Origin of the sequence: Muricoccus radiodurans (genome assembly GCF_050154705.1) — a bacterium.
GTDB lineage: Bacteria > Pseudomonadota > Alphaproteobacteria > Acetobacterales > Acetobacteraceae > Roseomonas > Roseomonas radiodurans.
Genome location: NZ_CP189561.1, coordinates 6,009,954 through 6,033,372, shown reverse-complemented (window position 1 = coordinate 6,033,372; position 23,419 = coordinate 6,009,954). Strand labels below are relative to the sequence as shown.

General features: G+C 71.6%; 23 protein-coding genes. 3 read left to right on the top strand and 20 right to left on the bottom strand.

The annotated features are described in order from the left end of the window. Positions 1–2: 2 nt before the first annotated feature. From ACP6CK_RS28080 to gluQRS, 13 genes are all read right to left on the bottom strand, one after another. Positions 3–584, bottom strand: coding sequence for an amino acid synthesis family protein (locus ACP6CK_RS28080; RefSeq protein ID WP_426956637.1), 582 nt, complete (start codon positions 582–584; stop codon positions 3–5). Further along, positions 581–1,426: a UPF0280 family protein gene (locus tag ACP6CK_RS28075; protein WP_426956636.1), complete on the bottom strand. Its 846-nt coding sequence runs from the start codon at positions 1,424–1,426 to the stop codon at positions 581–583. Before ACP6CK_RS28075 ends, ACP6CK_RS28080 begins: the two co-directional genes overlap by 4 nt. Further along, positions 1,426–2,910, bottom strand: a complete 1,485-nt coding sequence (locus ACP6CK_RS28070) for a 6-hydroxynicotinate reductase (RefSeq protein ID WP_426956635.1) — start codon at positions 2,908–2,910, stop codon at positions 1,426–1,428. Before ACP6CK_RS28070 ends, ACP6CK_RS28075 begins: the two co-directional genes overlap by 1 nt. Then, positions 2,907–5,642: a molybdopterin-dependent oxidoreductase gene (locus ACP6CK_RS28065; protein ID WP_426956634.1), complete on the bottom strand. Its 2,736-nt coding sequence runs from the start codon at positions 5,640–5,642 to the stop codon at positions 2,907–2,909. Before ACP6CK_RS28065 ends, ACP6CK_RS28070 begins: the two co-directional genes overlap by 4 nt. Beyond that, positions 5,642–6,481: an FAD binding domain-containing protein gene (locus ACP6CK_RS28060; protein ID WP_426956633.1), complete on the bottom strand. Its 840-nt coding sequence runs from the start codon at positions 6,479–6,481 to the stop codon at positions 5,642–5,644. Before ACP6CK_RS28060 ends, ACP6CK_RS28065 begins: the two co-directional genes overlap by 1 nt. Continuing rightward, positions 6,478–8,226, bottom strand: a complete 1,749-nt coding sequence (locus ACP6CK_RS28055) for a hydantoinase B/oxoprolinase family protein (protein WP_426956632.1) — start codon at positions 8,224–8,226, stop codon at positions 6,478–6,480. Before ACP6CK_RS28055 ends, ACP6CK_RS28060 begins: the two co-directional genes overlap by 4 nt. After that, positions 8,223–10,253: a hydantoinase/oxoprolinase family protein gene (locus ACP6CK_RS28050; RefSeq protein WP_426956631.1), complete on the bottom strand. Its 2,031-nt coding sequence runs from the start codon at positions 10,251–10,253 to the stop codon at positions 8,223–8,225. Before ACP6CK_RS28050 ends, ACP6CK_RS28055 begins: the two co-directional genes overlap by 4 nt. 2 nt (positions 10,254–10,255) lie before the next feature. After that, complete coding sequence (locus ACP6CK_RS28045; protein WP_426956630.1) at positions 10,256–10,969, bottom strand: ABC transporter ATP-binding protein; 714 nt, start codon at positions 10,967–10,969, stop codon at positions 10,256–10,258. Next, entirely contained in the window at positions 10,962–11,735 is a 774-nt protein-coding gene (locus tag ACP6CK_RS28040; RefSeq protein WP_426956629.1) for an ABC transporter ATP-binding protein, read from the bottom strand. The genes ACP6CK_RS28045 and ACP6CK_RS28040 overlap by 8 nt, the downstream gene beginning before the upstream one ends. Continuing rightward, positions 11,732–13,582 (bottom strand): ABC transporter permease, encoded by a 1,851-nt coding sequence (locus ACP6CK_RS28035; RefSeq protein ID WP_426956628.1) that lies wholly within the window; start codon positions 13,580–13,582, stop codon positions 11,732–11,734. Before ACP6CK_RS28035 ends, ACP6CK_RS28040 begins: the two co-directional genes overlap by 4 nt. After that, positions 13,582–14,814, bottom strand: coding sequence for an ABC transporter substrate-binding protein (locus ACP6CK_RS28030; RefSeq protein ID WP_426956627.1), 1,233 nt, complete (start codon positions 14,812–14,814; stop codon positions 13,582–13,584). Before ACP6CK_RS28030 ends, ACP6CK_RS28035 begins: the two co-directional genes overlap by 1 nt. Before the next feature lie 98 nt (positions 14,815–14,912). After that, positions 14,913–15,122 (bottom strand): hypothetical protein, encoded by a 210-nt coding sequence (locus tag ACP6CK_RS28025; RefSeq protein WP_426956626.1) that lies wholly within the window; start codon positions 15,120–15,122, stop codon positions 14,913–14,915. A 14-nt stretch (positions 15,123–15,136) separates the two neighbouring features. Continuing rightward, a complete protein-coding gene (gene gluQRS, locus ACP6CK_RS28020; RefSeq protein WP_426956625.1) occupies positions 15,137–15,988 on the bottom strand; it encodes a tRNA glutamyl-Q(34) synthetase GluQRS in 852 nt (283 codons plus the stop codon). Between the two features lie 43 nt (positions 15,989–16,031). Between gluQRS and ACP6CK_RS28015 the strand changes: the two genes are divergently transcribed. From ACP6CK_RS28015 to ACP6CK_RS28005, 3 genes are all read left to right on the top strand, one after another. Next, the gene (locus tag ACP6CK_RS28015) at positions 16,032–16,697 is read left to right on the top strand and encodes an alpha/beta hydrolase (protein ID WP_426956624.1); all 666 of its coding nucleotides are present in this window, start codon (positions 16,032–16,034) and stop codon (positions 16,695–16,697) included. Positions 16,698–16,847: 150 nt separating this feature from the next. Continuing rightward, entirely contained in the window at positions 16,848–17,444 is a 597-nt protein-coding gene (locus tag ACP6CK_RS28010) for an HNH endonuclease (protein ID WP_426956623.1), read from the top strand. Positions 17,445–17,450: 6 nt separating this feature from the next. Continuing rightward, positions 17,451–17,642, top strand: a complete 192-nt coding sequence (locus ACP6CK_RS28005; RefSeq protein ID WP_426956622.1) for a hypothetical protein — start codon at positions 17,451–17,453, stop codon at positions 17,640–17,642. Position 17,643: 1 nt separating this feature from the next. Here the strand turns inward: ACP6CK_RS28005 and ACP6CK_RS28000 are convergent, their stop codons facing one another. Genes ACP6CK_RS28000 through ACP6CK_RS27970 form a run of 7 tightly spaced genes read right to left on the bottom strand, consistent with a single transcriptional unit; the run spans position 17,644 to position 23,324 of the window. Then, a complete protein-coding gene (locus ACP6CK_RS28000) occupies positions 17,644–18,318 on the bottom strand; it encodes an FkbM family methyltransferase (RefSeq protein WP_426956621.1) in 675 nt (224 codons plus the stop codon). Positions 18,319–18,373: 55 nt separating this feature from the next. Then, on the bottom strand, positions 18,374–18,970 hold the full coding sequence (locus tag ACP6CK_RS27995) for a demethoxyubiquinone hydroxylase family protein (protein ID WP_426956620.1): 597 nt from the start codon (positions 18,968–18,970) through the stop codon (positions 18,374–18,376). Continuing rightward, the gene (locus tag ACP6CK_RS27990; protein WP_426956619.1) at positions 18,967–19,446 is read right to left on the bottom strand and encodes a disulfide bond formation protein B; all 480 of its coding nucleotides are present in this window, start codon (positions 19,444–19,446) and stop codon (positions 18,967–18,969) included. The genes ACP6CK_RS27995 and ACP6CK_RS27990 overlap by 4 nt, the downstream gene beginning before the upstream one ends. Continuing rightward, positions 19,443–20,477, bottom strand: a complete 1,035-nt coding sequence (locus tag ACP6CK_RS27985; protein WP_426956618.1) for an ABC transporter ATP-binding protein — start codon at positions 20,475–20,477, stop codon at positions 19,443–19,445. The genes ACP6CK_RS27990 and ACP6CK_RS27985 overlap by 4 nt, the downstream gene beginning before the upstream one ends. Continuing rightward, the gene (locus tag ACP6CK_RS27980; protein ID WP_426956617.1) at positions 20,474–21,490 is read right to left on the bottom strand and encodes an ABC transporter ATP-binding protein; all 1,017 of its coding nucleotides are present in this window, start codon (positions 21,488–21,490) and stop codon (positions 20,474–20,476) included. Before ACP6CK_RS27980 ends, ACP6CK_RS27985 begins: the two co-directional genes overlap by 4 nt. Continuing rightward, complete coding sequence (locus ACP6CK_RS27975) at positions 21,487–22,362, bottom strand: ABC transporter permease (protein ID WP_426956616.1); 876 nt, start codon at positions 22,360–22,362, stop codon at positions 21,487–21,489. Before ACP6CK_RS27975 ends, ACP6CK_RS27980 begins: the two co-directional genes overlap by 4 nt. After that, positions 22,359–23,324 (bottom strand): ABC transporter permease, encoded by a 966-nt coding sequence (locus ACP6CK_RS27970; RefSeq protein WP_426956615.1) that lies wholly within the window; start codon positions 23,322–23,324, stop codon positions 22,359–22,361. The genes ACP6CK_RS27975 and ACP6CK_RS27970 overlap by 4 nt, the downstream gene beginning before the upstream one ends. Positions 23,325–23,419: the final 95 nt, after the last annotated feature.

The window sequence follows — 23,419 nt, the reverse complement described above, 5'->3', positions numbered from 1 at the left end:
CGTTACCGCTGGCCGTCCCATTTCTCGATGGCATCCTGTGTCAGTCCGCCCACCCGCGCATGCGGACGGCCGCCGGTGGTCATGGCGAGGGCGAAGAGGATCTCATCGGCGCGCGGCGCGTCCGGGACGGTGCAGGTGATGCCGTCGAAGTGGGAGCGGACGTAGCAGGCGTCCTTGTGGTGGATGGGGATGTCGAGCGCCGTGCCCATCGCACCGATCTTCGTCATAGACGGCACGATCGCCAGCGCCCGCCCGAGCAGGCCACGCATGGCGTAGCCACCGGCCACGTGCCAGAGCGCGCCGTGCTCCTGCTCCCCGGCGGCGCCGACGAGGGAACCTTTTCCGTAGGCCTCGATGCGGGCGGGGTCGCCGCCCATCGCGGTCAGAAGGGCCTGGGCGCATTCCAGGCCGAGGGGCTTCAGCGCCTCCAGCATCCATTCGATCTCCGGCTCGTGCCGGCCGGCGAAGGGATTGCGGATCACGGCGGCGACCCAGCCCTTGAGCAGCGGCGCCGGCAGCGGCGGGCCGGTGTCGTGCCGGATCGTCTCGACGCTGGTGACGATCTTGCGGATCGCGACGCTCATGCGGCCAGCCTTTCCAACCCGCCGATCAGGCGCGCGCGGCCCATCAGGCGGAGTGCGGCGCCGCGGATGAGGCCGCGGCGGAGGACGTCGTCGGCACGAGCGGCGCCGCGGTCCAGCGCGCGGGCGATCTCGTCCTCGTTCAGCGGGCCGACCGCGACGGTGACGGGACGGTCGCCCAGGTCGCTGTCGGGGTCGAGGCTGCGGGCGGGTGCGCGCTGAACGGCGGGCGAGTCCAGGTCCACGGCGTTGGCGAGGAGCGTGGCCGCGGCATCTGCCGTCGCGGCGTTCCGCGCGATGACGGTCACCGCGTCGGCGATGCCGAGGGAGAAGGAGCGGCCGTGCCGGCCGCTGGTGGCGACGCCGCACGGTTCCATCACGCGCGTCGCACCATCCATCGCGATCCCGCGCGAGGGATCGGGGTGCGCGACGAGGCCGAGTGAAATCGGCACCCCGGGCGCGGCGTGGACGGCGATGTCGCCGCCGTCGTTGACGAAGGCGCGTTCCAGAGGGGCGGCGGCCAACATCGTGGCCAGGAGCTCGTCCGCGACGGCGCCGGCCACGGCCGCCATCGGGGTCAGGAAGAGCGGGGCGAAGGGCGTGCAGGCCGCCACCATGCGGCGGGCGACAGGGCCTTCGACCTTCGGTGCATCCGCCATGGGCCGCCGCAGCTCCGGGAGTTCGGCGACGAGTTCGGGCAGGACGGCGGGGAAGCGCGCGGCGGCGTCCGCCTCGGCGGCGCGGACGGCATCGGGCGTGCCCCAGGCGCGGAGGATCACGTCGATAGGACCGTGCTGCAGGTGCAGGCGGCCGTCGCGCAGGCGCTGGAGGACGGCGCCGTCCATCAGGGCGGGAAGGGCCAGGGATTGTCGCCCCGCCAGCCTTCCACGCGGAGCGCAGGGCCGAGGGAACGCACCACCTCCTCCACCGGCACGACGTCTTCCATGTGGCCGCCGAGCCGTTCATAGAGCGCGCGCGGGAGGGTGAACTCCATCGGCGCGACGAGGGCGGGCGTCGGCACGGAGCCGAAGGAGCCGCGCGGCATGCGCGTGACGTCGGCCATCACCGTGATGCCGCCGCCGGGCCAGAGGTAGGCGGGCGCGCCGCCGAGGGTCACGCGCGTCTCTCCGGCGGCCACGGACCGGGTCAAGAGGACCGGGTTCTCCGTCACGCCGGCACGGAGGGAGCCGCCGGCCCCGGCCATGAAAAGGACGGTGCAGAGGCTTGGCTCGCAGTTCTCGCCGATGCGGTCCACGACGGTGCGGACGGGTTGCGGCATCTCGGCGGGGATGGGGCGAAGGGCTTCGTCCAGCACGCACCACAGCGCGTCCTCGCCGGTCGTGCTGGTGAGGAGGAGGCGCAGGCCGGGCCAGGCGGCGGCCCGGTCCACCTTCTCGATGATGGCGAGCGGGTCCGTGATGTCGGTGCCGCCCCAACCCAGTCCGGGATTGGCGACCTGGAAGTAGCGGCCGGGCGTGGAGCGGCGGCCGCGCACGCGGATGCCGGCGGGGCGCATGCCCAGCACCTTGCCGGCCTGGTGCTCGGTGAGGACGCCGGTGATGTGGTCGTCCACCACGATCACCTCGTCGACGTGGCCGAGCCACTGCTTCGCGAAGATGCCGACCGTCGCGCTGCCGCAGCCCACGCGCATCCGGCGCTCCGGGCGGCCGTCCACCAGCGGGGGCTGGCCGGCCTGGGCGAGCACGGTGTGGCCGCCCTCGATCGTCAGCTCCACCGCCTCGCCGGTGCAGAGGCGGAGGAGGGTGTCGCAGGTGACGTTGCCCTCCTTCTTGCTGCCGCCGGTCAGGTGGCGCACGCCGCCGATCGAGAGCATCTGGCTGCCGTACTCGGCGGTCGTGACATGGCCGACCTGCTCGCCGTTCGCGCGCACCGCCGCGGTCTCGGGGCCGAGGTGGCGGTCGGTGTCGATCTTCACCTTCACGCCGCAGTACGAAAAGATTCCCTCCGTCACGACCGTCACAGTGTCCACGCCGGCATGTTCGGCGGAGACGATGAAGGGCGCGGGCTTGTAGTCCGGATAAGTGGTGCCGGCACCGATGCCGGTGACGAAGGCGCGGGACGGGTCGAGCAGCGCGCCGTCCCAGGCGTTGGTGCCGAAGGGGACGACGGGGCCGCCGGCCTCCACCGCGCGGGCGAGGATCACGGCGGGGTCGGTGCGGATCAGCTGGCCGTTGTCGTTGGCGTAGCGGGAGCAGGCGCCCGCGCGCCCCGGTCGGATACGGCAGAGCACGGGGCAGGCGTCGCAGCGGACGATCCCCTCCCCTTCCGACTGGCCGAACTTGTCGGAGCGGGCCTGGGCGAAGCTCATCGCTGCATCGCCTCCCAGAGACGGTGGGGCAAGACGGGGATTCGGGTGATGCGCGCGCCCGTCGCGTGGCGGATGGCGCCGAGGATCGCGGGCGCGGTCGGGATCAGGGCGGGCTCGCCGACGCCCTTGGCGCCGTAGGGGCCCTCGGGCTCCGGGTCCTCGATGAGGTGGATGGTGATGTCGGGTACGTCGCCGGCGGTGGGGATGAGGTAGTCGTGCAGGTTCTCGGTGCGGCCGGGGATGAACTCCTCCATCAGCGCGAGGCCGAGGCCCTGGGCGATGCCGCCGTGGATCTGGCCCTCCACCAGGGTGGGGTTCACGGCGCGGCCGACATCCTGCGCGGCCTCGATGCGCTCGACCTTCACGGTGCCTAGTGCGGTGTCCACGCGCACCAGCGCGAGCTGCGCGGCGAAGCCGTAGGTGGCATAGGGGATGCCCTGGCCGTTCGCGTCCAGCGGCGAGGTGGGCGGGTCGTAGGTGCCGACTCCCTCCAGCACCGTGCCGTCCGGGGCGACAGGCAGGCCGGACAGGGAGATGCTGCGGGAGGCGTCCCCGTCCTCCACGCGCAGGGTCGTGCCTTGGAGGGAAAGCCGCGCGTCTGGGCCGGCATTGGCCAGGGCGAGAATGCGGCGTCGCAGCGCGAGGCCAGCCTCCATCGCCGCACGGCCGGAGACGAAGGTCTGGCGGGAGGCGCTCGTCTTGCCGGCGTCGGGCGTGCGGTCGGTGTCGCCCAGGACCTGACGGACCGCGGCGACCGGCAGGCCGAGCGCGTCGGCGGCGACCTGGGCGATGACGGTGGCGCTGCCCTGGCCGATGTCCACGGCGCCGTTGAACAGGGTGAGCGTCCCATCGGCGGAGAGCGTCACGCGCATGGTGGACGGGTTGGACATCGAGGTGTTGCCGCAGCCATACCACATACAGGCGATGCCCGCGCCGACGCGGTGGCGCGGCTTGCCGGCGTTGCGGCGCGCGGCTTCCGCGAGCATCGCGTCCCAGCCCGGTCGCAGCGCGTCGAGGCATTCGGGCAGGCCGGCGGAGGCGTGCAGAACCTGGCCAGAGGGAGTAGCGTCGCCATGGCCGAGGGCGTTCAGGCGGCGGATACCCCAGCGGTCCATGGCGAGTTGTTCCGCCAGATCGTCCACGAGGCATTCGGTCGCGATCGCCGCCTGCGGGACGCCGAAGCCGCGGAAGGCGCCGGCGGGGGTGTTGTTGGTGTAGACGGCGCGCGTCGTGTTGCGGACGTTCGGCACGCGGTAGGGGCCGCTGGCGTGCACGGGCACCCGGTTCGCGACGGTGGGCCCCCATGAGGCGTAGGCCCCCGTGTCGAAGTCGCCCTCCAGCGCATAGGCGGTGAAGCGGCCGTCCGCATCCGCCGCCATGCGGGCGCGGATGCGGGCAGGGTGGCGCTTGGTCGTGGACGCCATGCTCTCCGTTCGGGAATAAACCGTGCGAACCGCACGGCCCGTGACCTTCGCGGCGGCGGCGAGGAGCGGCTGCACCGAGACGTCCAGCTTGCCGCCGAAGCCGCCGCCGCAGGCGGTGGGGATGATGCGGACATCGTCCAGGGGAATGCCGAGGACGCGCGCCACCTCCTCCCGGTCCATGGCGGGAGCCTGGGTGCAGGCGGTGACCTCGGCGCGGCCGGCGACGATCTCGGCGTGGCCGGCCTCCGGCTCGATGTAGGCGTGCTCGACGAAGGCGGTTTCGAATTGGCCCTCGGTAGTGGCGGCGGAGTGCGCGAAGGCGGATTCCACATCGCCGGACTCGAGGTGGCCGCGCGTCAGGACGTTGTCCGGGGCGTGCGAGTGCAGGATCGGCGCGCCCGCCGCCAGGGCGGCGCGCGGACTGTCCAGAGCGAGCAACGGGGTCCAGGTGATGGGCAGGTCGGCGTCGCGGACGGCCATGACCGCGGCGCGGTCCCCGACGAGGGCGAGCACGGCCTCTCCGCGAAAGCGGACATGGCCTGGCGCGAGGACGGGCCAGTCCTTCAGGCCGGGCATGATACCAAAGCCATTCTCCCCCGGCACGTCGGCGGCGGTGAGGATGGCAACGAGGCCGAGGCGGTGGCGTGCGGACTCCAGATCCCCAAGGGTGAAGGTGGCGCGCGGATGGGGTGAGCGGACCGTGCGCAGCCAGAGGGCACCCGAGGGCACCACGTCCGCGCCGAAGCGGTCGGTGCCGGCGACCTTCGGCCAGCCGTCCAGGCGGTTGATGCGGGCGCCGACCGCCTCGCCGACCGGGGCTTCGTGTGGCTGCGCGACGTCGCCGTGGGCGGCCGACAGGATCGCGTCCACGATCTTGCGGTAGCCGGTGCAGCGGCAGAGCACGCCGCCGATGGCATCCTCCACGGCGCCGCGATCGGGCGTGTCGTCCCGCGCGAGCAGGTCGGCGGCGGCGAGGATCATCCCGGGGGTGCAGATGCCGCACTGTGCCGCGCCATGGGCCAGGAAGGCGGCACGCAGGCGAGGAATGGCCCCCTCCTCGCCCTCGATGGTGGTGATCGCCGTGCCCTCGGCCTGGGCCGTGGGGATGAGGCAGGCGCAGGCCTGGGCGCCGTCGATCAGAACGGTGCACGCGCCGCAATCGCCGGCCTCGCAGCCCACCTTCGTGCCGGTCAGGCCGAGCCCTTCGCGTAGCGTGTCGGAGAGCGGCGTGAAGGGATGCGCCGCGACCGCAACCGGGGCGCCATTCAGGGTGAAGGCGGTGACGGTCTGCGGCGCATGATCCGGCATCACCGCACGATCCCTGCCAGGAGGTCGCGAAGCAGCGTGAGGGCCGCGCCGCGACGATAGGCGGCGGAGGCGCGGATGTCGTCCAGCGGGGAAAGGGTGTCCAGGTGCGTGTCTTGCGGAATCTCCGCGGCGTCCGCCGCGCGCACGCCGACCAGCGCGCTTTCCAGGGCGGAGAGGCGCAGGGCGACAGGCGAGCAGGCGCCGAGTGCGATCCTGGCGGTCGCGATCCGCGCTTCTTCGTCCAGCGCGACCACGCCCGCTGCCATCGCGATGGAGATGACGAGATAGCGGCGCGCGCCCAGCTTGCGGAAACTGCTCTGCGCGCCGTCCAGGCGCGGGACGTGCAGGGCCAGCACGATCTCTTGCGGACCGAGCGCCGTGGCGCGGTAGCCTGTGACGAAGTCGGACACGGGGATCGTCCGTGACCCCATAGGGCCGGCGATCTCGACCGATGCGTCGAGGGCCAGGAGGTTCGGGATGCCGTCCCCGGCCGGGGACGCGGTGCAGAGATTGCCGACGATCGTGCCGCGGTTCTGGACCTGCACGCCGCCCACCTCGCGCGCCGCGGCGCGCAGTCCGTCGAAGAGAGGCGGCAGGTCGGCACGCAGGATGTCGGTCCAGGTGGTCAGGGCACCGATGCGCCAGCCCGTCGCGATCTCGGTGACGCCCCGCAGCCCAGGGAGGGCCGAGAGGTCCAGCACCGGCGGGTGGGTCGGATCGCCCCAGCCCGCGCGCGCGGTGCGGGCGGGGTAGATGTCCGTGCCGCCCGCCAGCGGGACCGCGCCGGGGCGGAGGGCCAGCGCCGCCTCCAGGCTGCGCGGACGGTGATAGGGAATCATTCGGCCGCCTTCCGCGCCCCGCGCAGCGTCGCGGTGGCGTCGACGTCCACGGCGCCGGCCGCGTCCAGCGCCACGGCCCAGAGGCTGCTCGCCTCGTCCGGCGTGTAGTAGCCGCGCGCGACATCCCGGGCGACGAGGGCGGGGTCACGCGCGGACGGGGCGCCGTAGCCGCCGCCGCCAGGGGTCAGGACCTCCACCCGGTCGCCGGGGCGGAGGGGGATGCCTTGGTCTTTCGAGAGATGCTTCGGGATCGTGGTGCCGTCGCCCCGGTGCACGCGCACCACATTCGCAGCGCCGTCCGCGCCGCCCAGCACACCGGGCGGGCCCAATCGGCCGTGATCCATGACGAAGGAGGCGCGCGCCTCGCCGCGCAGCAGTTCCACCTCGTAGGACACGCCAAAGCCGCCGCGCTGCGCGCCCGCGCCGCCAGAGCCTTCCCGCAGTGCGAAGCGGCGGAAGAGGACGGGGAAAATCTGTTCCATCACCTCGACGGGCGGAGTCTTGGAGATGCCGATGGTGGAGCAGCCGTTCGTCAGGCCGTCCGCCGCCGCGGTACCGCCGTATCCGCCGCCGGTGATCTGATACATCACGTAGTCCGCCCCGCGCTGCGGGTCGTGGCCGCCGAGGGCGAAATTGCCCGAGGTGCCAGCGGGCGCGGCCCAGACGAGGTCGGGCACGGCCTGGACGAGGCAGAGGAAGACGGCCTCCGCGATGCGCTGCGACACCTCGGCGGCGCAGCCGGAGACGGGGCGCGGGTAACGGGCGTCGAGGAAGGTGCCCTCCGGGCGAAGGATGTTCAGGGGTGCGAAGGCGCCGGCGTTCAGCGGCACGTCGGGGAAGACGTGGCGGATGGCGAGGCAGACCGCGCTGAAGGTCGTGGACCAGACGGAGTTCATCGGCCCCTGGCAGGGCGAGGAGGAGCCGGTAAAATCGAAGGCCAGCGTGTCGCCAGCGCGCGTCACCGAGAGGGCGATTCGGAGCGGTGCGTCCACCACACCGTCGGAATCCACGAAGGCTTCCGCGGTATATCGACCCTCGGGAATGCGGCGGATCTCGGCGCGCATCCGCTCGGCGGCCCAGTCGCGGATGGCAGCGATGGCGTCCCGCAACTCTTCGGCACCGTGGCGGCCGATCATCTCGCGCAGGCGCCACTCGCCCACCAGCAGGGCGGCGGCCTGGGCCTGGATGTCGCCGATGCGCTGCTCGGCCACGCGCATGTTGGACTGGATGATGGAGAGAAGCTCGCGGTCCAGCACGCCGCGCTTGAAGAGCTTGATGGGCGGGAGGCGCAGGCCCTCCTGCTCCACCTCGGTCGCATGGGCGGAGAAGCCGCCGGGGACCATGCCGCCGACATCCGGCCAGTGGCCGGTGTTCTGGAGCCAGCAATACACCTCCCCGTCCACGAAGACGGGCTTGGCGAAGCGCACGTCCATCAGGTGCGTGCCGCCGAGATAGGGGTCGTTCACGCAGTAGATGTCGCCCGGCTCCGGGGGTGCCACTGCCCCTTCCCGGATGAGCCGGATGATGTGGGCGGCGGAGTGCTGCATCACCCCGACGAAGACGGGCAGGCCGAGCTCGCCCTGGGCGATCAGGGAACCGTCGGTCGCGTCATAGATGCCGTCGGCGCGATCCTCGGCCTCCGCGATGACGGGGGAGAAGGCGGCGCGGGAGAAGGCGATGTCCATCTCGTTGCAGACCTGCGAGAGGCCTGCCTGGATCACCGCGAGGGAGAGCGCGTCCCTCATGCCGACACCTGGATGCGAAGGTTGCCGATCGAGTCAACCACGGCGGTGCTGCCTGGTTCCAGCACCGTCGTCGCATCCGCCTGCTGAAGGATGGCTGGCCCCTCCACCCGGTCGCCGGGGGAGAGCGCCTCGCGGCGCCAGACCGCAGCGTCATGCCAGGCTCCATCCGCGTAGATCGGGCGGTTGCCCTGGCGGGCCTCGCCGGTACGGGCAACCGGGTCCAGCAGGGCATCCAGCGCGAAGGGCGGGCGACGGCCGATGACAGAGGTATTCAGGTTCACCAGCACGGCGCGGATCTCCGGCAGGCGGACGTGGAAGCGCGCGAAATAGGCGGATTCGAAGGCGGCTTGCATGGCGGCACGGGTGGAGGACGGGCCATGCAGCGGAACGCGGATCAGGTGGGTCTGGCCGCGGAACTGCATGTCGGCGGAATGGAGGGTTTCGGCCGCGACCGCCTCGCCGGTGTCCTCTGCCAGAGCGGCGAGGGCGCGGTCGCGCTGGGCCGCGAGGGTGGCGTGGACGAGGTGCTCCTCCACCTCGTCCAGGGGCCGGTTGATCGTGTTCACCACGTCCTGCCGCAGGTCTGCCACGAGGCAGCCGAGGGCATTGGTCAGGCCGGGGCGAGCGGGCACGACCACCTGCGGAATGCCGATCTCCCGCGCGAGCGCCACGGCGTGCAGCGGGCCAGCACCGCCGAAGGCGAAGAGGGCGAAGCCCCGCGGGTCGTGGCCGCGGGAGAGCGACACGGCGCGGATCGCGCCCGACATGTGGACGTTGGCGAGGCGCAACGTGGCCTCTGCCGCCGCTTCGACAGAGATGCCGAGCGGTTCGGCGATATCGCGGGCGAAGGCGGCACGGACGCGCTCCATCGGCACCGGCTCGCGCACCGCCAGGAGGCGCTCGGGGTCGAGACGGCCGAGGACGAGATTCGCGTCCGTGACCGTCGGGCGCGTGCCACCACGGCCGTAGCAGATCGGGCCGGGCTCGCTGCCCGCGCTCTCCGGCCCGACCTTCAGCATCCCGCCTTTGTCGAGCGAGGCGATCGAGCCGCCGCCCGCGCCCACCGTCCGCACGTCCACCATCGGCAGGTGGATGGGCAGGCCATAGGCGATGGAGAGTTCGGCAGACACCTCCGGCACGCCGCCCGCGATCAGCGCGACGTCGGTGGAGGTGCCGCCCATGTCGCAGGTGATGGCGTTGGACAGACCGGACTGCGCGAGGGTCGCCGCCGCCGCGATCACGCCGCTGGCGGGACCGCTCATCACGGTTTTCGCGGCCTCGCGCGCCGCGTGTCGGGCGGGGACGGTGCCGCCATTGCCGTTCATGACCAGCAGGTCGCGCTGATGGCCGCGGGCCGTCAGTTCTCCCTGCAGGCGCGCGACGTAGCGGTCCAGGATCGGCTGCACGGCGGCGTTCACGCTGGCGGTCGTGCCGCGCTCATATTCCCGGAACTCGGAGAGGAGTTCGTGACCGAGGGTGACGTAGCTGTTCGGCCAGAGGGCACGGACTATCTCCCCGGCGCGGCGCTCATGGTCGGGGTTGGCGTAAGCGTGCAGGAAGTGGATCACCAGCGCCTCGCAGCCGGCGGCGAGCAGGGCGCGGGCTTCGCGGGCGACGGCGTCCTCGTCCAGCGGGGTGACGACAGCGCCGCGGGCGTCCATGCGCTCCGGCACTTCGCGGCGGAGGTCGCGGGGAATCAGGGGCTCGAAGCTGCCCATCAGGGAATAGGCGCGCGGGCGGGTGCGGCGGCCGAGTTCCAGGACGTCCCGGAAGCCCTCGGTCGTGATCAGGCCGACGCGGGCGAGCTTGCGCTCCAGCACGGCGTTGGTGGTGGCGGTCGTGCCGTGGACGATCAGGTCCAGCGCGTCGGGGGTGGTGCCGGCGGCCTCTATCGCGGCCAGGACACCGCCGGCCTGGTTCGCGGCGGTGGTCGGGACCTTGGCAAGGTGCACGCGGCCCTCGGCGTCCCGCATCAGCAGGTCGGTGAAGGTGCCGCCGACGTCAATGCCCGCGATGCGTCTGGCCATGGTCATACCGTCAGATGCGCGTCGCGCAGTGCGGGGTCGTCCAGCAGCGTCCGCATCGGGCCGGTCCAGCGGATTTGTCCGCGCTCGATGACCATCGCGCGGTCCGCCACGGCGGAGGCGAAGTGCAGGTTCTGCTCACTCAGCAGGACAGCCACGCCGCGTTCCTTCATCCGGGTCACAGCCTCCGCCATCTGGTCCACGATGACGGGGGCCAGACCCTCGCTCGGTTCGTCCAGCAGGACGGCGGCCGGGTTGCCCATGAGCGTGCGCGCGATGGTCAGCATCTGCTGCTCCCCGCCGGACATGGCCGCGGCGCGGCGGCCCCGCATCTCGGCCAGGTTGGGAAAGATCGCGAAGAGGCGGTCCGGCGTCCAGGGGTCCTGTCCCGGGCGCGGCGGGCGGCGGCCGACGGCCAGGTTCTCCTCCACCGTCAGGTCGGTGAAGATGCGGCGATCCTCCGGCACGTAGCCCAGGCCGAGGCGGGCAATGCGGTAGGGGGGCAGGCCGGCGATGGTGCGACCGGCGAAGTGCACCGTTCCACCGCGCCGGGGCAGCAGGCCCATGACCGCCTTCATGGTGGTGGACTTGCCGGCGCCGTTGCGGCCCATCAGCGCCGCGACCTCCCCGGGCATGAGGGTGAGGTCCACGCCGAAAAGGACCTCGGCGAGCCCGTAGCCGGCGGTCAGGCCGGAGACCTCCAGCACCGGGTCAGCCATGGCCGCCGCCGAGATAGACGCGCTTCACCTCGGGATCGGCGCGGACGGTGGCGGGGGGGCCTTCCGCGATGATCTCGCCGCGGACGAGGACGAGGACGCGGTCGGCATGGCCGAAGACCGCGTCCATGTCGTGCTCGGTGAAGAGGACACCGATCCCTTCGGAGCGGGCGATGCGGTCCACGAGAGTCATCAGGGCGGCGCGTTCCCGCGGGGCCATGCCGGCGGTGGGCTCGTCCATCAGGAGCAGGCGCGGGTCGGCGGCGAGGGCGATGGCCAACTCCACCCGTTTCACGTCGCCATAGGCAAGTTCCGCGACGGGACGGTCGGCCGCGTCCTCCATGCCGACGCGGGCGAGCAGGGCCAGGGCATCGTCGCGGTAGAGATCTCTCGCACTCGGCCAGAGGGAACGGGTGCGTCCGTGATGGGAGATGTGTGCCATTTGCACGTTCTCGGCCACCGACATCGAGAGGAACGCCTGCGCCACCTGAAAGGTGCGGCCGACACCAAGGCGCCAGACCTGTCGGGGCGGTAGGCCGGTGACGTCGCGGCCGTTCAGGACCACCTGGCCGGCATCCGGGCGAAGCTGGCCGCCCACCATGTTGAAGGTGGTGGACTTGCCTGCGCCATTCGGGCCGATGATCGCCAGCATCTCTCCGGGGGATAGCGAGAACGACACGTTCTTCGCCGCCACGACGCCGCCGAAGCGCTTCTGCAGGCCCCGCACGGCCAGCAACGGGGCACCGACCGGTTCCACCGCCGCGCTCATCGGTGGCGTAGCCCCGCCCAGGCGCCGCCCAGGCCGCGGGGGAAGAGCAGCACCGCCGCGATGATGGAGGCGCCAAGCAGGAAGCGCCAGTAATCTGTCAGCGGCTGGAAGAACACGTGCAGGCTGTGGAACACGGCCGAGCCGGCAACCGATCCCATCACCGTCTGGATGCCCCCCAGCAGGATCATCGCCAGGAGATCGACGGAAAGCGGGATGGAGAGCAGTGTCGGATCGATGGAACCCTTCGAGAAGGCGTAGAGCCCGCCCGCCAACCCCGCCGCCGCGCCGGCGAGGGAGAAGGCGAGCCAGCGATGCGCGCGTACGTCCACGCCGATCGCGTCCGCCCGTGCCTCACTGTCGCGCGCGGCGCGGAGGGTGTAGCCGAAGGGCGCGTAGATAACCCGCCGCAGGAACAGGATGCCGGCCAGCGACAGCACCGCAACGAGGTAGTGATAGGTCGTGCCGCCGGATGCCCAGCGGGACGGCCAGACGCCGACCACGCCGTTGTCGCCGCCCGTGACCTCCACCCACTGGAAGCACACGGCGTAGGCAATCTGTGCGAAGGCGAGCGTCAGCATCGCGAGATAGATGCCGGACAGTCGCACGACGAAAAGGCCGAAGGCCGCCGCCGCCGCACCCGCCGCGAGCGGGGCGGCGATGAGGGCGGGCTCCATCGTCCAGCCCGCGCGCGTAACAAGCAGGCCGGCGGCATAGGCGCCGAGGCCGAAATAGGCGGCGTGGCCAAAAGAGACGATCCCGCCCGCACCGACGAGAAAGTTCAGAGAGAAGGCCGCGAGGGCGAAGATCAGCACCTCGGTCGCGACCCGGGTGAAGTACGCATCGGCTATGAAAGGCAAGGCCAGCACCGCAGCGAGGGCAAGCGCGGTGACGATCCATTCGGACTGGCGGAAAGGCCGCAGGTTCAGGATTCCCTCGGGCAGCGCGACGCGGCCGGAAGCGGTCTCCGGCTTGCCCAGCAGGCCCCAGGGCTTCACCACCAGCACCGCCGCCATCAACAGAAACACCAGGACAAGCGTGATCTTCGGAAAGACCAGCACACCGAAGGCATTGAGCTGCCCGATGATGACGGAGGCCAGGAAGGCGCCGGGCACCGACCCCATGCCGCCGACCACCGTCACAACGAAGGCCTGGGTGATGATGGACAGGTCCATCTGGGAACTCGCAGACACACGCGGAATCTGGAGCGCGCCGCCCAGCCCGGCCAGGAAGGCGCCGAGGAAGAGCGTGCCGGTGAAGAGCAGTGCCTGATTTACGCCGAGCGCGCCCACCATCTCCCGGTCCCGCGTCGCGGCGCGGATGAGGACGCCGAAGCGGGTGCGGTGCATCAGCAACCAGAGCAGCCCCAGCACGGCGGGGCCGACGGCGATGAGGAAAAGTTCGTAGGCCGGCAGGCGCTGGCCGAGGATCTCGACGCCGTGCCGCAGGCCGGGAGCGCGGGGTCCCGAGATTTCCAGCGGCCCCCAGATAGCCAGCACCGCGTCCTGCACCATCAGCACCACACCGAAGGTCGCGAGGAGCTGAAAGAGTTCGGGCACGTGGTAGATGCGGCGGAGGAGCAGCACCTCCATCACCACTCCGAGCACGCCAACCGCGACGGCGGAGGCGATGACGCCGGTGAAGAACAGCGCCGGCGATCGGTCGAAGTCCAGCAGCCACGGCACGACCGTGACGGCGATGTAGGCCCCCAGCATGTAGAAGGAGCCGTGCGCGAAGTTCACGATCCGCGTCACGCCGAAGACGAGCGTGAGCCCGGAGGCGATGACGAAGAGCGACGAGGCGCTGGCCAGCCCCGAGAGGGACTGGGCCAGCAGGAAGGAGAAATCCACTAGGACGGGCGTGCCGCGCGGACCTCGGCCTCGGGGAAGAGATGGTTGGCGCCGTCCTCGTAGTGGGCGTTGCGCATGGCACCGGCGCGGCCGCGCAGCGTCGTCTCGCCGACCCAGGTGCCGAGCGTGCCCTGGTGGTCCAGTCCGCGCATCGTGACGGGGCCGGCGACGGTGTCGGTCCGCAGGTCCTTCAGCGCAGCGATCATCGCGTCGGTCTCCGTGCTGTTCGCGCGGTTCAGCATGTTCGCGATGACCTGCACCGTCACGTAGCCCAGCAGCGAGCCCTTGCGCGGCGTGTCATTGAAGCGGGCGCGATAAGCCTCGACATAGGCGCGGTGGACGGGGTTCTCCACCTGATCCCAGGGATAGCCAGTGACGATCCAGCCCTCCGGTGTCTCGTCGCCGAGCGGGATCATGTATTCCGGCTCCCCGGTCAGGAGGGAGACGACGAGGCGGCGCTCGAAGAGGCCGCGCGTGTTGCCCTCCCGCACGAAGGCGGTCAGGTCGGGGCCGAAGAGGGAGTTGAAGATCGCGTCCGGGCGGGACTGCGCCAGGGCGCCGACCGTCGCGCCGGCGTCCACGCGGCCGAGGGCGGGATACTGCTCCGCCACGATCTCGGCGCCCGGGATGGCGGCGGGCAGCAGACGCTTAAAGTTGGCAGCGGCGGACTGGCCGTACTCGTAGTTCGGGCAGACGATGGCCCAGCGCTTCTGCGGGCGCCCGCGCACGGCGTCCACCAGCATCTTCGTCTGCATGTAGGTGCTGGGGCGCACGCGGAAGGTGTAGGGGTTGCCCTGGCCCATGGTGATGGCGTCGGTCAGCGGCTCCGTCGCCACGAAGAGCTTCTTCCGCTGGTTCGCCAGGTCCGCGACGGCGAGGCCGACATTGGACAGGAAGGTACCGACGAGGAAGGAGACGTTCTCCCGCGTCAGCAGCTCGTCCGCCACGCGCACGGCGCTGCCGGGGGTGCCCCCATCGTCGCGGAAGACGAATTCCAGGCGCCGGCCGCCCATCACCCCGCCGGCCGCGTTGATCGCGGCCTCCGCCAGCTGCATCGCGTTGCGGTAGGGAACGGCGAAGGCGGCCATGTTGGAATAGGAATTCAGCTCCCCGATCCGCACCGGCGCGCCTGTGGCGCCCTGCGCACGGACGATATGCGGCGCCATCGCCAGCGCGCCGAGGCCGCCCGCCAGGACGCGGCGGGAGAGAGGGGTGCTGGCAAAGGAGGTCACCACGATGGTCCTTCCGGGGTCGTTCCGCGCGCCGCGGATGCTAGGAGGGCTTCGCGCAGGCGTGCAAGCCAGGGAAGAGCAAACGCCACGCCACCGGTTCACCCGGACGGCGTGGGAGGCAGGAGCCGCGGCCGCCACCTGGCTGGCCAGACCGGGTGACCGTCCGGCAGGGCCCTCCAGCGGCGGATGGCCGGGTCGTAGCGCGCCTCCAGCAGCGCGTCGGTGACGATCCGCTCCCCGCTCGAGAGCTGCGCGCTGATGGCGAAGCGCACGAGGACGATGCTGCCGTCACGCGGCGCGGTCTCCATGGGCTGCCATCCCATCACCCCTCCCCCGCCAGGGCGCAGACCTCCTCCGGCGTGCGCCCGGCCTCGCGGAGGGCGCGCAGGGCGACGGCGCCGTCCCGCTTCGCCAAGCGCTTTCCGTCCGGGCCGGTCAGCAGCCGGTGGTGGCGGTACCGCGGGGCGGGCCAGCCCATGAGGGCCTGGAGCAGGCGGTGCAGGTCGGTCGCGGGCCGCAGGTCCTCTCCGCGCGTGACGAGGGTCACGCCCTGCAGCGCGTCGTCATGCGTCACGCAGAGGTGGTAGGAGGCCGGAACTTCCTTCCGCGCGAGGACCACGTCGCCGAACCGAGCGGGATCGCAGCGGACCCTGCCCTCCCCCACCTCCTCGAAGTCGAGCGGCGCGCCGAGGGTGGCGAGGGAGGCCGCCACGTCCAGCCGCAGCGCATAGGGCTGGCCGGCGGCGATGCGGGACGCGCGCTCGGCCGGCGAAAGCTGTCGGCAGGTGCCGGGATAGATCGGGCCGTCCGGCCCGTGCGGCGCCTGGCCGATCGCGGCCCATTCGCGCGCGATGTCCGCGCGGGTGCAGAAGCAGGGATAGAGCAGGCCGCGCCCGGCCAGCGCGTCCAGCACCCCGCGGTACTCCGCGAAGTGGCCGGACTGCACGCGCACCGGCCCATCCCAGTCCAGCCCGAGCCAGCGCAGGTCCTCCTCGATGGCCGCGGTGAACTCGGGGCGGCAACGGGTGCGGTCGATGTCCTCGATCCGCAGCAGGAAGCGGCCGCCCTCCCCCCGCGCCGCGCGCCAGGCGATCAGGGCGGAATGTGCGTGGCCCAGGTGCAGGAAGCCCGTGGGGCTGGGGGCGAAGCGCGTCGTGACGGGACTTGCTGCCATGGGCCGAGCGGGTTAGCCGAGCCCTGAGAACAGGGAAAGCACCATGGCGGATCTCGACGGCCCCCGCTGGGGCCCGGCCTCCCGGGGCCGGCCGAAGGAGATCGTGCTCCTGCTCCACGGGGTAGGGGCGGACGGGAACGACCTCATCGACCTCGCGCCCCGCTGGGGCCGGGCGGTCCCGGACGCCCTCTTCATCGCGCCCCACGCGCCCTTTCCCTATGCGGCGGGAGGCTTCGGGCGGCAGTGGTTCAGCCTGTGGGACCGCACCCCGGCCCAGATGGTGGAGGGTCTGAAGGTCGTCGCGCCGATGCTGAACGCCCTGATCACCCGGGAATGCGCCGCGGCGGGTCTGCCGGAGACGCGCGTGATGCTGATGGGGTTCTCGCAGGGGGCGATGACGGCGCTCTACTGCGGGCTGCGCCGGTCCACACCGCCGGCCGCCATCCTCGCCTTCTCCGGGGTCCTGCTCGCGCCCGAGTCGCTCAGCGCGGAGATGAAGGGGCGCCCGCCGGTGCTGCTGGTGCACGGGGAGGCGGACCAGGTGGTGCCGGTCGCCGGCAGCCGCGCGGCGGAGCGCGCGCTGCGCGATGCCGGCGTGCCGGTGGAGTCCGTCTACTCCCCGCGGCTGGGCCACGGAATCGATGAGGCCGGGCTCTCGGCGGGCGCGCTCGCGCTGCAACGGGCCGTGGCGACGCTGCCGCCGACATGACGGCTCCGTGAAGCCAGCAGGGGCGCGAGTTGCGCCCCTTGGCCGCCGCTGCCATGTTCGGTCCATCGGGCGGCGCCACTTGATCTGGGGCCCGACCGCCCGGTTGAGCCCCAGGCCTAGTGACCACCGCTCCTCGGGTAGGAGCATGATGTGCCGGACGGCGGGCAACTCGGCGGCGAGATCGGTCACTACGCCAGCGGACGCTCCTTCCCCGCGCTGGTGCTGAACGCGGATTTCCGTCCCCTCTCCTACTTCCCCCTCTCGATCTGGTCCTGGCAGGACGCGGTGAAGGCGGTGTTCCTCGATCGCGTCTCGGTGCTGAACGAGTACGAGGCGGAGGTGCACTCCCCTCGCCTGACGATGCGCCTGCCGAGCGTGATCGCGCTGAAGGAATACATCCCCGCCGCCCGACGCCCGGCCTTCACGCGGTTCAACGTGTTCCTGCGGGACCGCTTCGAGTGCCAGTATTGCGGTGAGGACCGGCCGGCGCCGGACCTGACCTTCGACCACGTCATTCCCCGCTCCCGCGGCGGGCGCACGACCTGGGAGAACGTCGTCGCCGCCTGCGGCCCCTGCAACCTGCGCAAGGGCAGCCACCTCCCGCGGGAATGCCGGATGCACCCACGCCAGGTGCCGCGGCAACCGACCTCCTGGGAACTGCAGGAGAACGGGCGCGCCTTCCCGCCGAACCACCTGCATGAGAGCTGGCGGGACTACCTCTACTGGGATTCAGAGCTGGAGAGCTGAGGGCGGTTGGACCCCTATACCCGCCTGCTCTTCCTCATGGCGCGGTGGTGGCGGAACCCGCCATCGCGCCGCGCGCTGATCGCGATGGGGGTGGCCCTCGCCGTCTGCATCCTGCTCGTGACGGTTGAGCGGACCGTCGGCTGGCCGGACTGGCTGCGGACGGAGCGCGTGCCCATGCGCCGCCTGCCCGCCCCCTGAGCTACCGGCCCGTCACCCGCCCCCAGAACCGGCGCAGCGGGCCAGCCTTCACGAAGAAGGAGTTGACCTCCGCCCCGCCATCGTAGCGGTATCCCAGCGGTTCGATCGCCTCCCGCAACGCGGGGACGCCCAGGTGGCCGTGCTCGGCGCAGAAGACCTCCGGCAGGACGGGGGCGCCGCGCATCCCGGCGACCACGTCCAGCTCGCAGCCCTCCACGTCCAGCACCAGCAGGTCCACGCGGGTCAGGCCCGCGCGCTCGCAGAGGGTGGGCCAGGTGATCGTCTCGACCTCGTGGTCTTTCACGCCCCAGTTGGATTCCGCGATGGCGGCGGCATGGACCGGATGGTGCTGGAGGGACCCGTTGGTGCAAAGCTCCCCGAACTGTGGATGCACGACGCTGTGGAAGGTGGCGTGACCATCCTTCGAGGCGAGCGCCGCGTTCACGTTACGGCTATCCGGGCGGTTGGCCGTGAGCTGCGCGAAGATCGGCGGAGAGGGCTCCACGTTCACGCCCGTCCAGCCGAGGCTCTCCTCGAAGAACTTGCAGGTGCATTCGAGCAGCCCGTCAAAGGCGCCGCACTCCACGAAGACACCGCCGCGGCGGTCGCGGAAGTAGCGCTCGTGCAGGACCCGGTCCAACGGTGGGTCGAACTGGCCGTAGTAGCGCGGCGTCATGGCGGTCCTCCTGCGCGCCGGGCCCTAGCACGGGCCGGGCGCGGGGGGGAATCGGCTAGACCCGCTCGCTGACCTTGATCGCGACCTTGCAGCCGGCCTTGATGACGGCACTCAGCAGCCGATAGGCGGGGGCCAGCTCGGCCTCGTTCTCCAGGCCAATGTCGCGGTGCTCCAGCTCCTCCTGGCGGAAGCGCTCGATCGTGTCGCGCAGGGGCTGCTCGTCGGCGCCGAGCGTCGCGTGCTGGGACGCGTAGTGCTCGTCGATGGCCTCCTCCACGGCCACGGTACAGGCCATGGCGCCGCGGGGACCGATCAGGGCGGTGGCGGCGCCGAGCGCGAAGCCCGCCACATGCCAAATCGGGAGCAGCGCCGTCGGCCGCACCCGCCGCTCCGCGATCAGGCGGGAGAAGGTGTCGAGGTGGACCTGCTCCTGCTCCTTCATGTGCTCCAGAACCGGGCGGTACTTCGTGCGCCCGAGCACCGCGAGCTGGCCCTCGTAGATCCGCTTGGCGCCGTATTCCCCGGCATGGTCCACGCGGATGGTGCGGGCGACGTACTCGCGCGGCGTCGGATCGCCGGGCAGGCGCCCGTCGCCGGTGTTGCGGTCGCCGTTGTTGCGGGTGCCCATGTCGCGCGGCGGCTGGTCGGTCATGCGTCGCTTCTCCTGGCCGACCAGATGAGGGCGAGTGCGCCCAGAACAAGCGCGTAGACGAGGTTCATCATCGGGATGGTGACCGGCAGCCCCTCGATCAGGTAGGCAGGCGCGTCGCAGGGCTTGTTCGGCAGGGGCGCCAGGCTCCGCATCAGATCCTCCACGCTGGCGGCGCCCGTCGCGGAAGGGGCGGAGCAGGCCGGCAGGGGGCTCGGCCACCAGCCCTGTTCCACGCCGACATGGAGGCCGGCGATCCCCCCGGACACGAGCACCGCCAGCCCGGCGAGGGCCAGCAATCCCCGCAGCCGCAGCCCAGCCGCCAGGGCAGCGAGGACGGCGGCCACCCAGTAGGGCCAGCGCTGCCACAGGCAGAGGGCGCAGGGCGCCAGGCCGAGGAAGGTTTCGGAAGCCTGGGCCGCGATCGGGGCGGCCGCGGCCAGGACCGCGACCACCGTCGCGCGCTGCCGGATCTTCATGCGGCCGGACGCTGCTCCGCGGCCAGAGCCCCGGCAACCCCGAGTCCGACACCCCCGTCATGCAGGTGGCACGCGGCGGCCTGGCCAGGAACGACCGGCTTCAGGAGCGGCACCTCCGCCCGGCAGCGGGGGCCGGCATGGGGGCAGCGGGGGTGGAAGTGGCAGCCGGGGGGCGGGGCCAGGGGGGACGGGATCTCCCCCCGGATCGGGCGGAAGACGCCGCGGCCCTGGCCGATGCGCGGCACGCTGTCCAGCAAGGCACGGGTGTAGGGGTGGGCCGGGGCGGCGTAGATCAGGGGGGTCGGGGCGAGCTCCACCACCCGTCCCAGATACATGATGGCCACCCGGTCCGAGACGTGCCGCACCACGCCGAGGTCGTGGGAGATGAAGACCCCCGTCAGCCCGAGGTCCCGCCTCAGGTCGAGGAAGAGGTTCAGCACCTGCGCCTGGATGGACACGTCGAGCGAGGCGACCGGCTCGTCCAGAACGAGCAGGTCCGGCTTCATCGCCAGGGCACGGGCGATGGCCACGCGCTGCCGCTGCCCCCCGGAGAACTGGTGGGGGAAGCGGTTCCGCAACGCCGGGTTCAGGCCGACGCGGTCGAGCATCCCGGCGACATAGTCATCCGATCCCGCGCGCGGAACGATGCCATGAGCGATGGGACCCTCCCCCACCGTCTCCGCGACCTTCATCCGGGGGTCGAGGCTGGCGAAGGGGTCCTGGTGGATCATCTGCACGCGGGGCGTGCGCTTGCGCCCCCCGCGCATGACGGGCGCGCCGTCGAACAGGACTTCGCCCGTGGTAGGCTCATAGATGCCCGCGATGACGCGGCCCAGCGTGGACTTGCCGCAGCCGCTCTCGCCCACCAGGCCGAGCACCTCGCCGCGCGGCATGGTCAGGGACACGTCGTTCACCGCGTGGACCAAGCGGCGGGCAGGACGGCCACGCACAATCCCGGCCAAACGGTCCCCGAGCGTCACCGGGGAGGCGAAGCGCTTCGTGACATGCTGGATGTCGAGCAGAAGGCTCATGCCGCCGCCTCCAGCGGGTGGTGGCAGAGCGCGGACTGCCCCTCCCCGAAATCGACGTCCGGCGGCGGCAAGGCGCAGTCGGGCTGGGCACGGGGGCAGCGGGTGCGGAAGGGGCAGCCGGGATCGTCGCCCGGCGGAGCCGGCGCGCTGGCCAATTGCGGCAGCCGCGTCCCCGGCTCATGGCCAGAGGGGACGGAGCCGATCAGCGCCGCGGTGTAGGGGTGGCGCGGGGCGGCGATGACGCGATCAGCCGGGCCGCGCTCCATGACCCGGCCGGCATAGAGGACGCAGACATCGTCCGCGAGCGAGGAGACCACCGAGAGGTCATGCGTGATCCAGAGGAAGGCCGTGCCGGTCTCGTCGGCCAAGCGGCGGACCTCCGCCAGGATCTGGCCCTGGATCGAGACGTCCAGCGCCGTGGTCGGCTCGTCCGCGATGATGGCGGCCGGGCGGTGCAGCAGGGCCGTCGCGATCGCCACGCGCTGCCGCATCCCGCCGGAGAGCTGGTGGGGATAGGCGCGCAGGCGTTCGGCCGGGCTGGGGATACCGACGATGGTCAGCGCCCGCTCCGCCCGTGCCAGCGCCTCCGCCTTCGAGACGGGGTCGTGCGCGCGCACGGCGGCGGCCATCTGGGTGCCGACGCGCAGCACGGGGTTCAGCGTCATCAGCGGGTCCTGGAAGACCATCGCGATCCGCGCACCGCGCACCCGGCGCATCGCCCCGGGCGGCAGGCGGAGGATGTCCTGGCCCTCCAGCAGCACCTCCCCTGCCACCACCCGTCCCGGCGGGTCCACGAGGCCGAGGATGGAGAAGCCCGTCACTGACTTTCCCGACCCGCTCTCCCCCACCAGCCCGAGGATGCGGCCCCTGTGAATGGCGAAGGACACGCCGTTGACCGCGCGCACCGTTCCGGCGCGGCTGGGGAACTCGGTGCGCAGGCCGCGCACCTCCAGCGCCGGCGTCGCGCCCGGCGCGGTGCCGGACGGTGCGGCATGCATCGCGACGTCGCTCATCGCCGCCGCCGCGGGTTGATAACCTGCCGAAGCTGGTCGCCCACCAGGTTGATCGCCAGCACCGTCACCATCAGCGCGAGGCCGGGATAAACGGAAATCCAGTAGCGACCCGAGAGCATGAACTGGAAGCCGTTCGAGATCAGCAGCCCGAGCGAGGGCCGCGTCACCGGCAGGCCGAGGCCGAGGAAGGAGAGCGTCGCCTCCAGGGAGATGGCGCTCGCGATCTGCACCGTCACCACCACGATCAGCGGCGGCAGGGTGTTCGGCAGCAGGTGCCGCCAGAGCACGCGCCCGCCGGAGAGCGGAGTGGAGAGCGCGGCTTCGATGTAGTCGCGCCGGCGCTCCGCACTGGCCGCGCCGAAGGCGGTGCGGGCGAAATAGGCGTACTGGGCCGCGACGAGCGCCGCCATGAGCTGCGGCACCCCCTGCCCCAGCATGGCGACGATCACCAGCGCGAGCAGGATCGCGGGCAGCGACAATTGCAGGTCCACGATCCGCATCATCACCGCGCCGTACCAGCCGCCGTAATAGGCGGCGGAGAGCCCCACCGCCGTCCCGACCACCAGCGCCGCCATGCCCGCCGTGACCGCGATGGCGAGGCTCGTCCGCAACCCGTAGAGGATGGCGGAGAGCAGGTCCCGCCCCGCATTGTCGGTGCCGAGCCAGTGGACATACTCGCCTGATCCGACGCTGCCCGGCTCCAGCCGCGCGTCCATCAGGTCCAGCGCGGTCTGATCATACGGGTCCTGCGGCGAGATCAACGGCGCGAGCAGGGCGAGCGCGACGATCACCACCACCACGGCCAGCGCGACCACGGCTACGGGGGAGCGCCGGAACTCCGCCCAGCCCTCGGACCAGAAGGTGGCGTTCAACGCCCCCGCCCCGCCCGGATGCGCGGATCGAGCAGGCCGTAGGTCAGCTCCACCACAAGGTTGATCATGACGAAGAGCAGGACGACGAGGATGAGGTAGGCGACCATGACCGGACGATCGAGGGAGGTGATGCTCTCGATGATGAGCTTGCCCATGCCGGGCCAGTTGAAGACCGTTTCCGTCACCACGGCGAAGGCCAAGGTGGAGCCGAACTCCAGGCCGAAGACGGTGACGATAGGGATGCCGATGTTCTTCAGCACGTGCAGCCCGACCACCTGACGCTCCGGCAGCCCTTGCGCGCGGGCGAAGCGGACGTGCTCGCTGCCCATGACTTCTTCGGTTCCGGCGCGGACGAGGCGGATCAGCAGGCCAAGCTTGAAGAGCGACAGGTTCAGCGCGGGGAGGAGGAGGTATTTCCACCCCTCCAGTGTCCAGATGGACAGGCCGAGAAAGCCGACAGGCCCTCGCCCACCGGAGGGCAGCACGCGCAGTTCCACCGCGAAGAGGAGGATGAGCAGCAGCCCTACCCAGAAGGTCGGCACGGAGAAGCCGACCGTCGAGATCGCCATGATCGCGCGGCTGGACGGCGAATCCGGACGGTATCCCGCCCAGATGCCGAGCGGCACGCCGAGCACGGTCGCGATGACCATCGCCGTCGTCGCCAGCTCCAGCGTCGCCGGCAGGCGCGAGAGGATGAGGGTCAGCACGGGGATGCGGAAGACGAAGGAGCTTCCGAAGTCGCCATGCACCACCGCGTTCAGGAAGCGCAGGTATTGCTGCCACAACGGCAGGTCGAGCCCGTATTGCCGGATCAGCGCCGCACGGATGGCCTGCGTCGCCGCGGGATCGATCAGCACGTCGATCGGGTTCCCGATGGCGTAGACGCCCAGGAACACGACCACTGACATGACGAGAACGACCAGCACCGCCTGCGCGAGGCGGCCCAGCAGGAAACCGAGCATCAGGCGTCCCCGGGGAAGGCGTTGCCTTCCCCGGACCCCATCCACCAGGGAGCGAACGCGCTCCCTGGACCCGCGATCATATTTGTCCGCGGGGT

Bases quoted from the DNA above. Each gene is read 5' to 3' on its own strand.
- ACP6CK_RS28080 (WP_426956637.1), bottom strand. From the start codon at position 584: ATGAGCGTCGCGATCCGCAAGATCGTCACCAGCGTCGAGACGATCCGG.
- ACP6CK_RS28075 (WP_426956636.1), bottom strand. From the start codon at position 1,426: ATGGACGGCGCCGTCCTCCAGCGCCTGCGCGACGGCCGCCTGCACCTG.
- ACP6CK_RS28070 (WP_426956635.1), bottom strand. From the start codon at position 2,910: ATGAGCTTCGCCCAGGCCCGCTCCGACAAGTTCGGCCAGTCGGAAGGG.
- ACP6CK_RS28065 (WP_426956634.1), bottom strand. From the start codon at position 5,642: ATGCCGGATCATGCGCCGCAGACCGTCACCGCCTTCACCCTGAATGGC.
- ACP6CK_RS28060 (WP_426956633.1), bottom strand. From the start codon at position 6,481: ATGATTCCCTATCACCGTCCGCGCAGCCTGGAGGCGGCGCTGGCCCTC.
- ACP6CK_RS28055 (WP_426956632.1), bottom strand. From the start codon at position 8,226: ATGAGGGACGCGCTCTCCCTCGCGGTGATCCAGGCAGGCCTCTCGCAG.
- ACP6CK_RS28050 (WP_426956631.1), bottom strand. From the start codon at position 10,253: ATGGCCAGACGCATCGCGGGCATTGACGTCGGCGGCACCTTCACCGAC.
- ACP6CK_RS28045 (WP_426956630.1), bottom strand. From the start codon at position 10,969: ATGGCTGACCCGGTGCTGGAGGTCTCCGGCCTGACCGCCGGCTACGGG.
- ACP6CK_RS28040 (WP_426956629.1), bottom strand. From the start codon at position 11,735: ATGAGCGCGGCGGTGGAACCGGTCGGTGCCCCGTTGCTGGCCGTGCGG.
- ACP6CK_RS28025 (WP_426956626.1), bottom strand. From the start codon at position 15,122: ATGGAGACCGCGCCGCGTGACGGCAGCATCGTCCTCGTGCGCTTCGCC.
- gluQRS (WP_426956625.1), bottom strand. From the start codon at position 15,988: ATGGCAGCAAGTCCCGTCACGACGCGCTTCGCCCCCAGCCCCACGGGC.
- ACP6CK_RS28015 (WP_426956624.1), top strand. From the start codon at position 16,032: ATGGCGGATCTCGACGGCCCCCGCTGGGGCCCGGCCTCCCGGGGCCGG.
- ACP6CK_RS28000 (WP_426956621.1), bottom strand. From the start codon at position 18,318: ATGACGCCGCGCTACTACGGCCAGTTCGACCCACCGTTGGACCGGGTC.
- ACP6CK_RS27995 (WP_426956620.1), bottom strand. From the start codon at position 18,970: ATGACCGACCAGCCGCCGCGCGACATGGGCACCCGCAACAACGGCGAC.
- ACP6CK_RS27990 (WP_426956619.1), bottom strand. From the start codon at position 19,446: ATGAAGATCCGGCAGCGCGCGACGGTGGTCGCGGTCCTGGCCGCGGCC.
- ACP6CK_RS27985 (WP_426956618.1), bottom strand. From the start codon at position 20,477: ATGAGCCTTCTGCTCGACATCCAGCATGTCACGAAGCGCTTCGCCTCC.
- ACP6CK_RS27980 (WP_426956617.1), bottom strand. From the start codon at position 21,490: ATGAGCGACGTCGCGATGCATGCCGCACCGTCCGGCACCGCGCCGGGC.
- ACP6CK_RS27970 (WP_426956615.1), bottom strand. From the start codon at position 23,324: ATGCTCGGTTTCCTGCTGGGCCGCCTCGCGCAGGCGGTGCTGGTCGTT.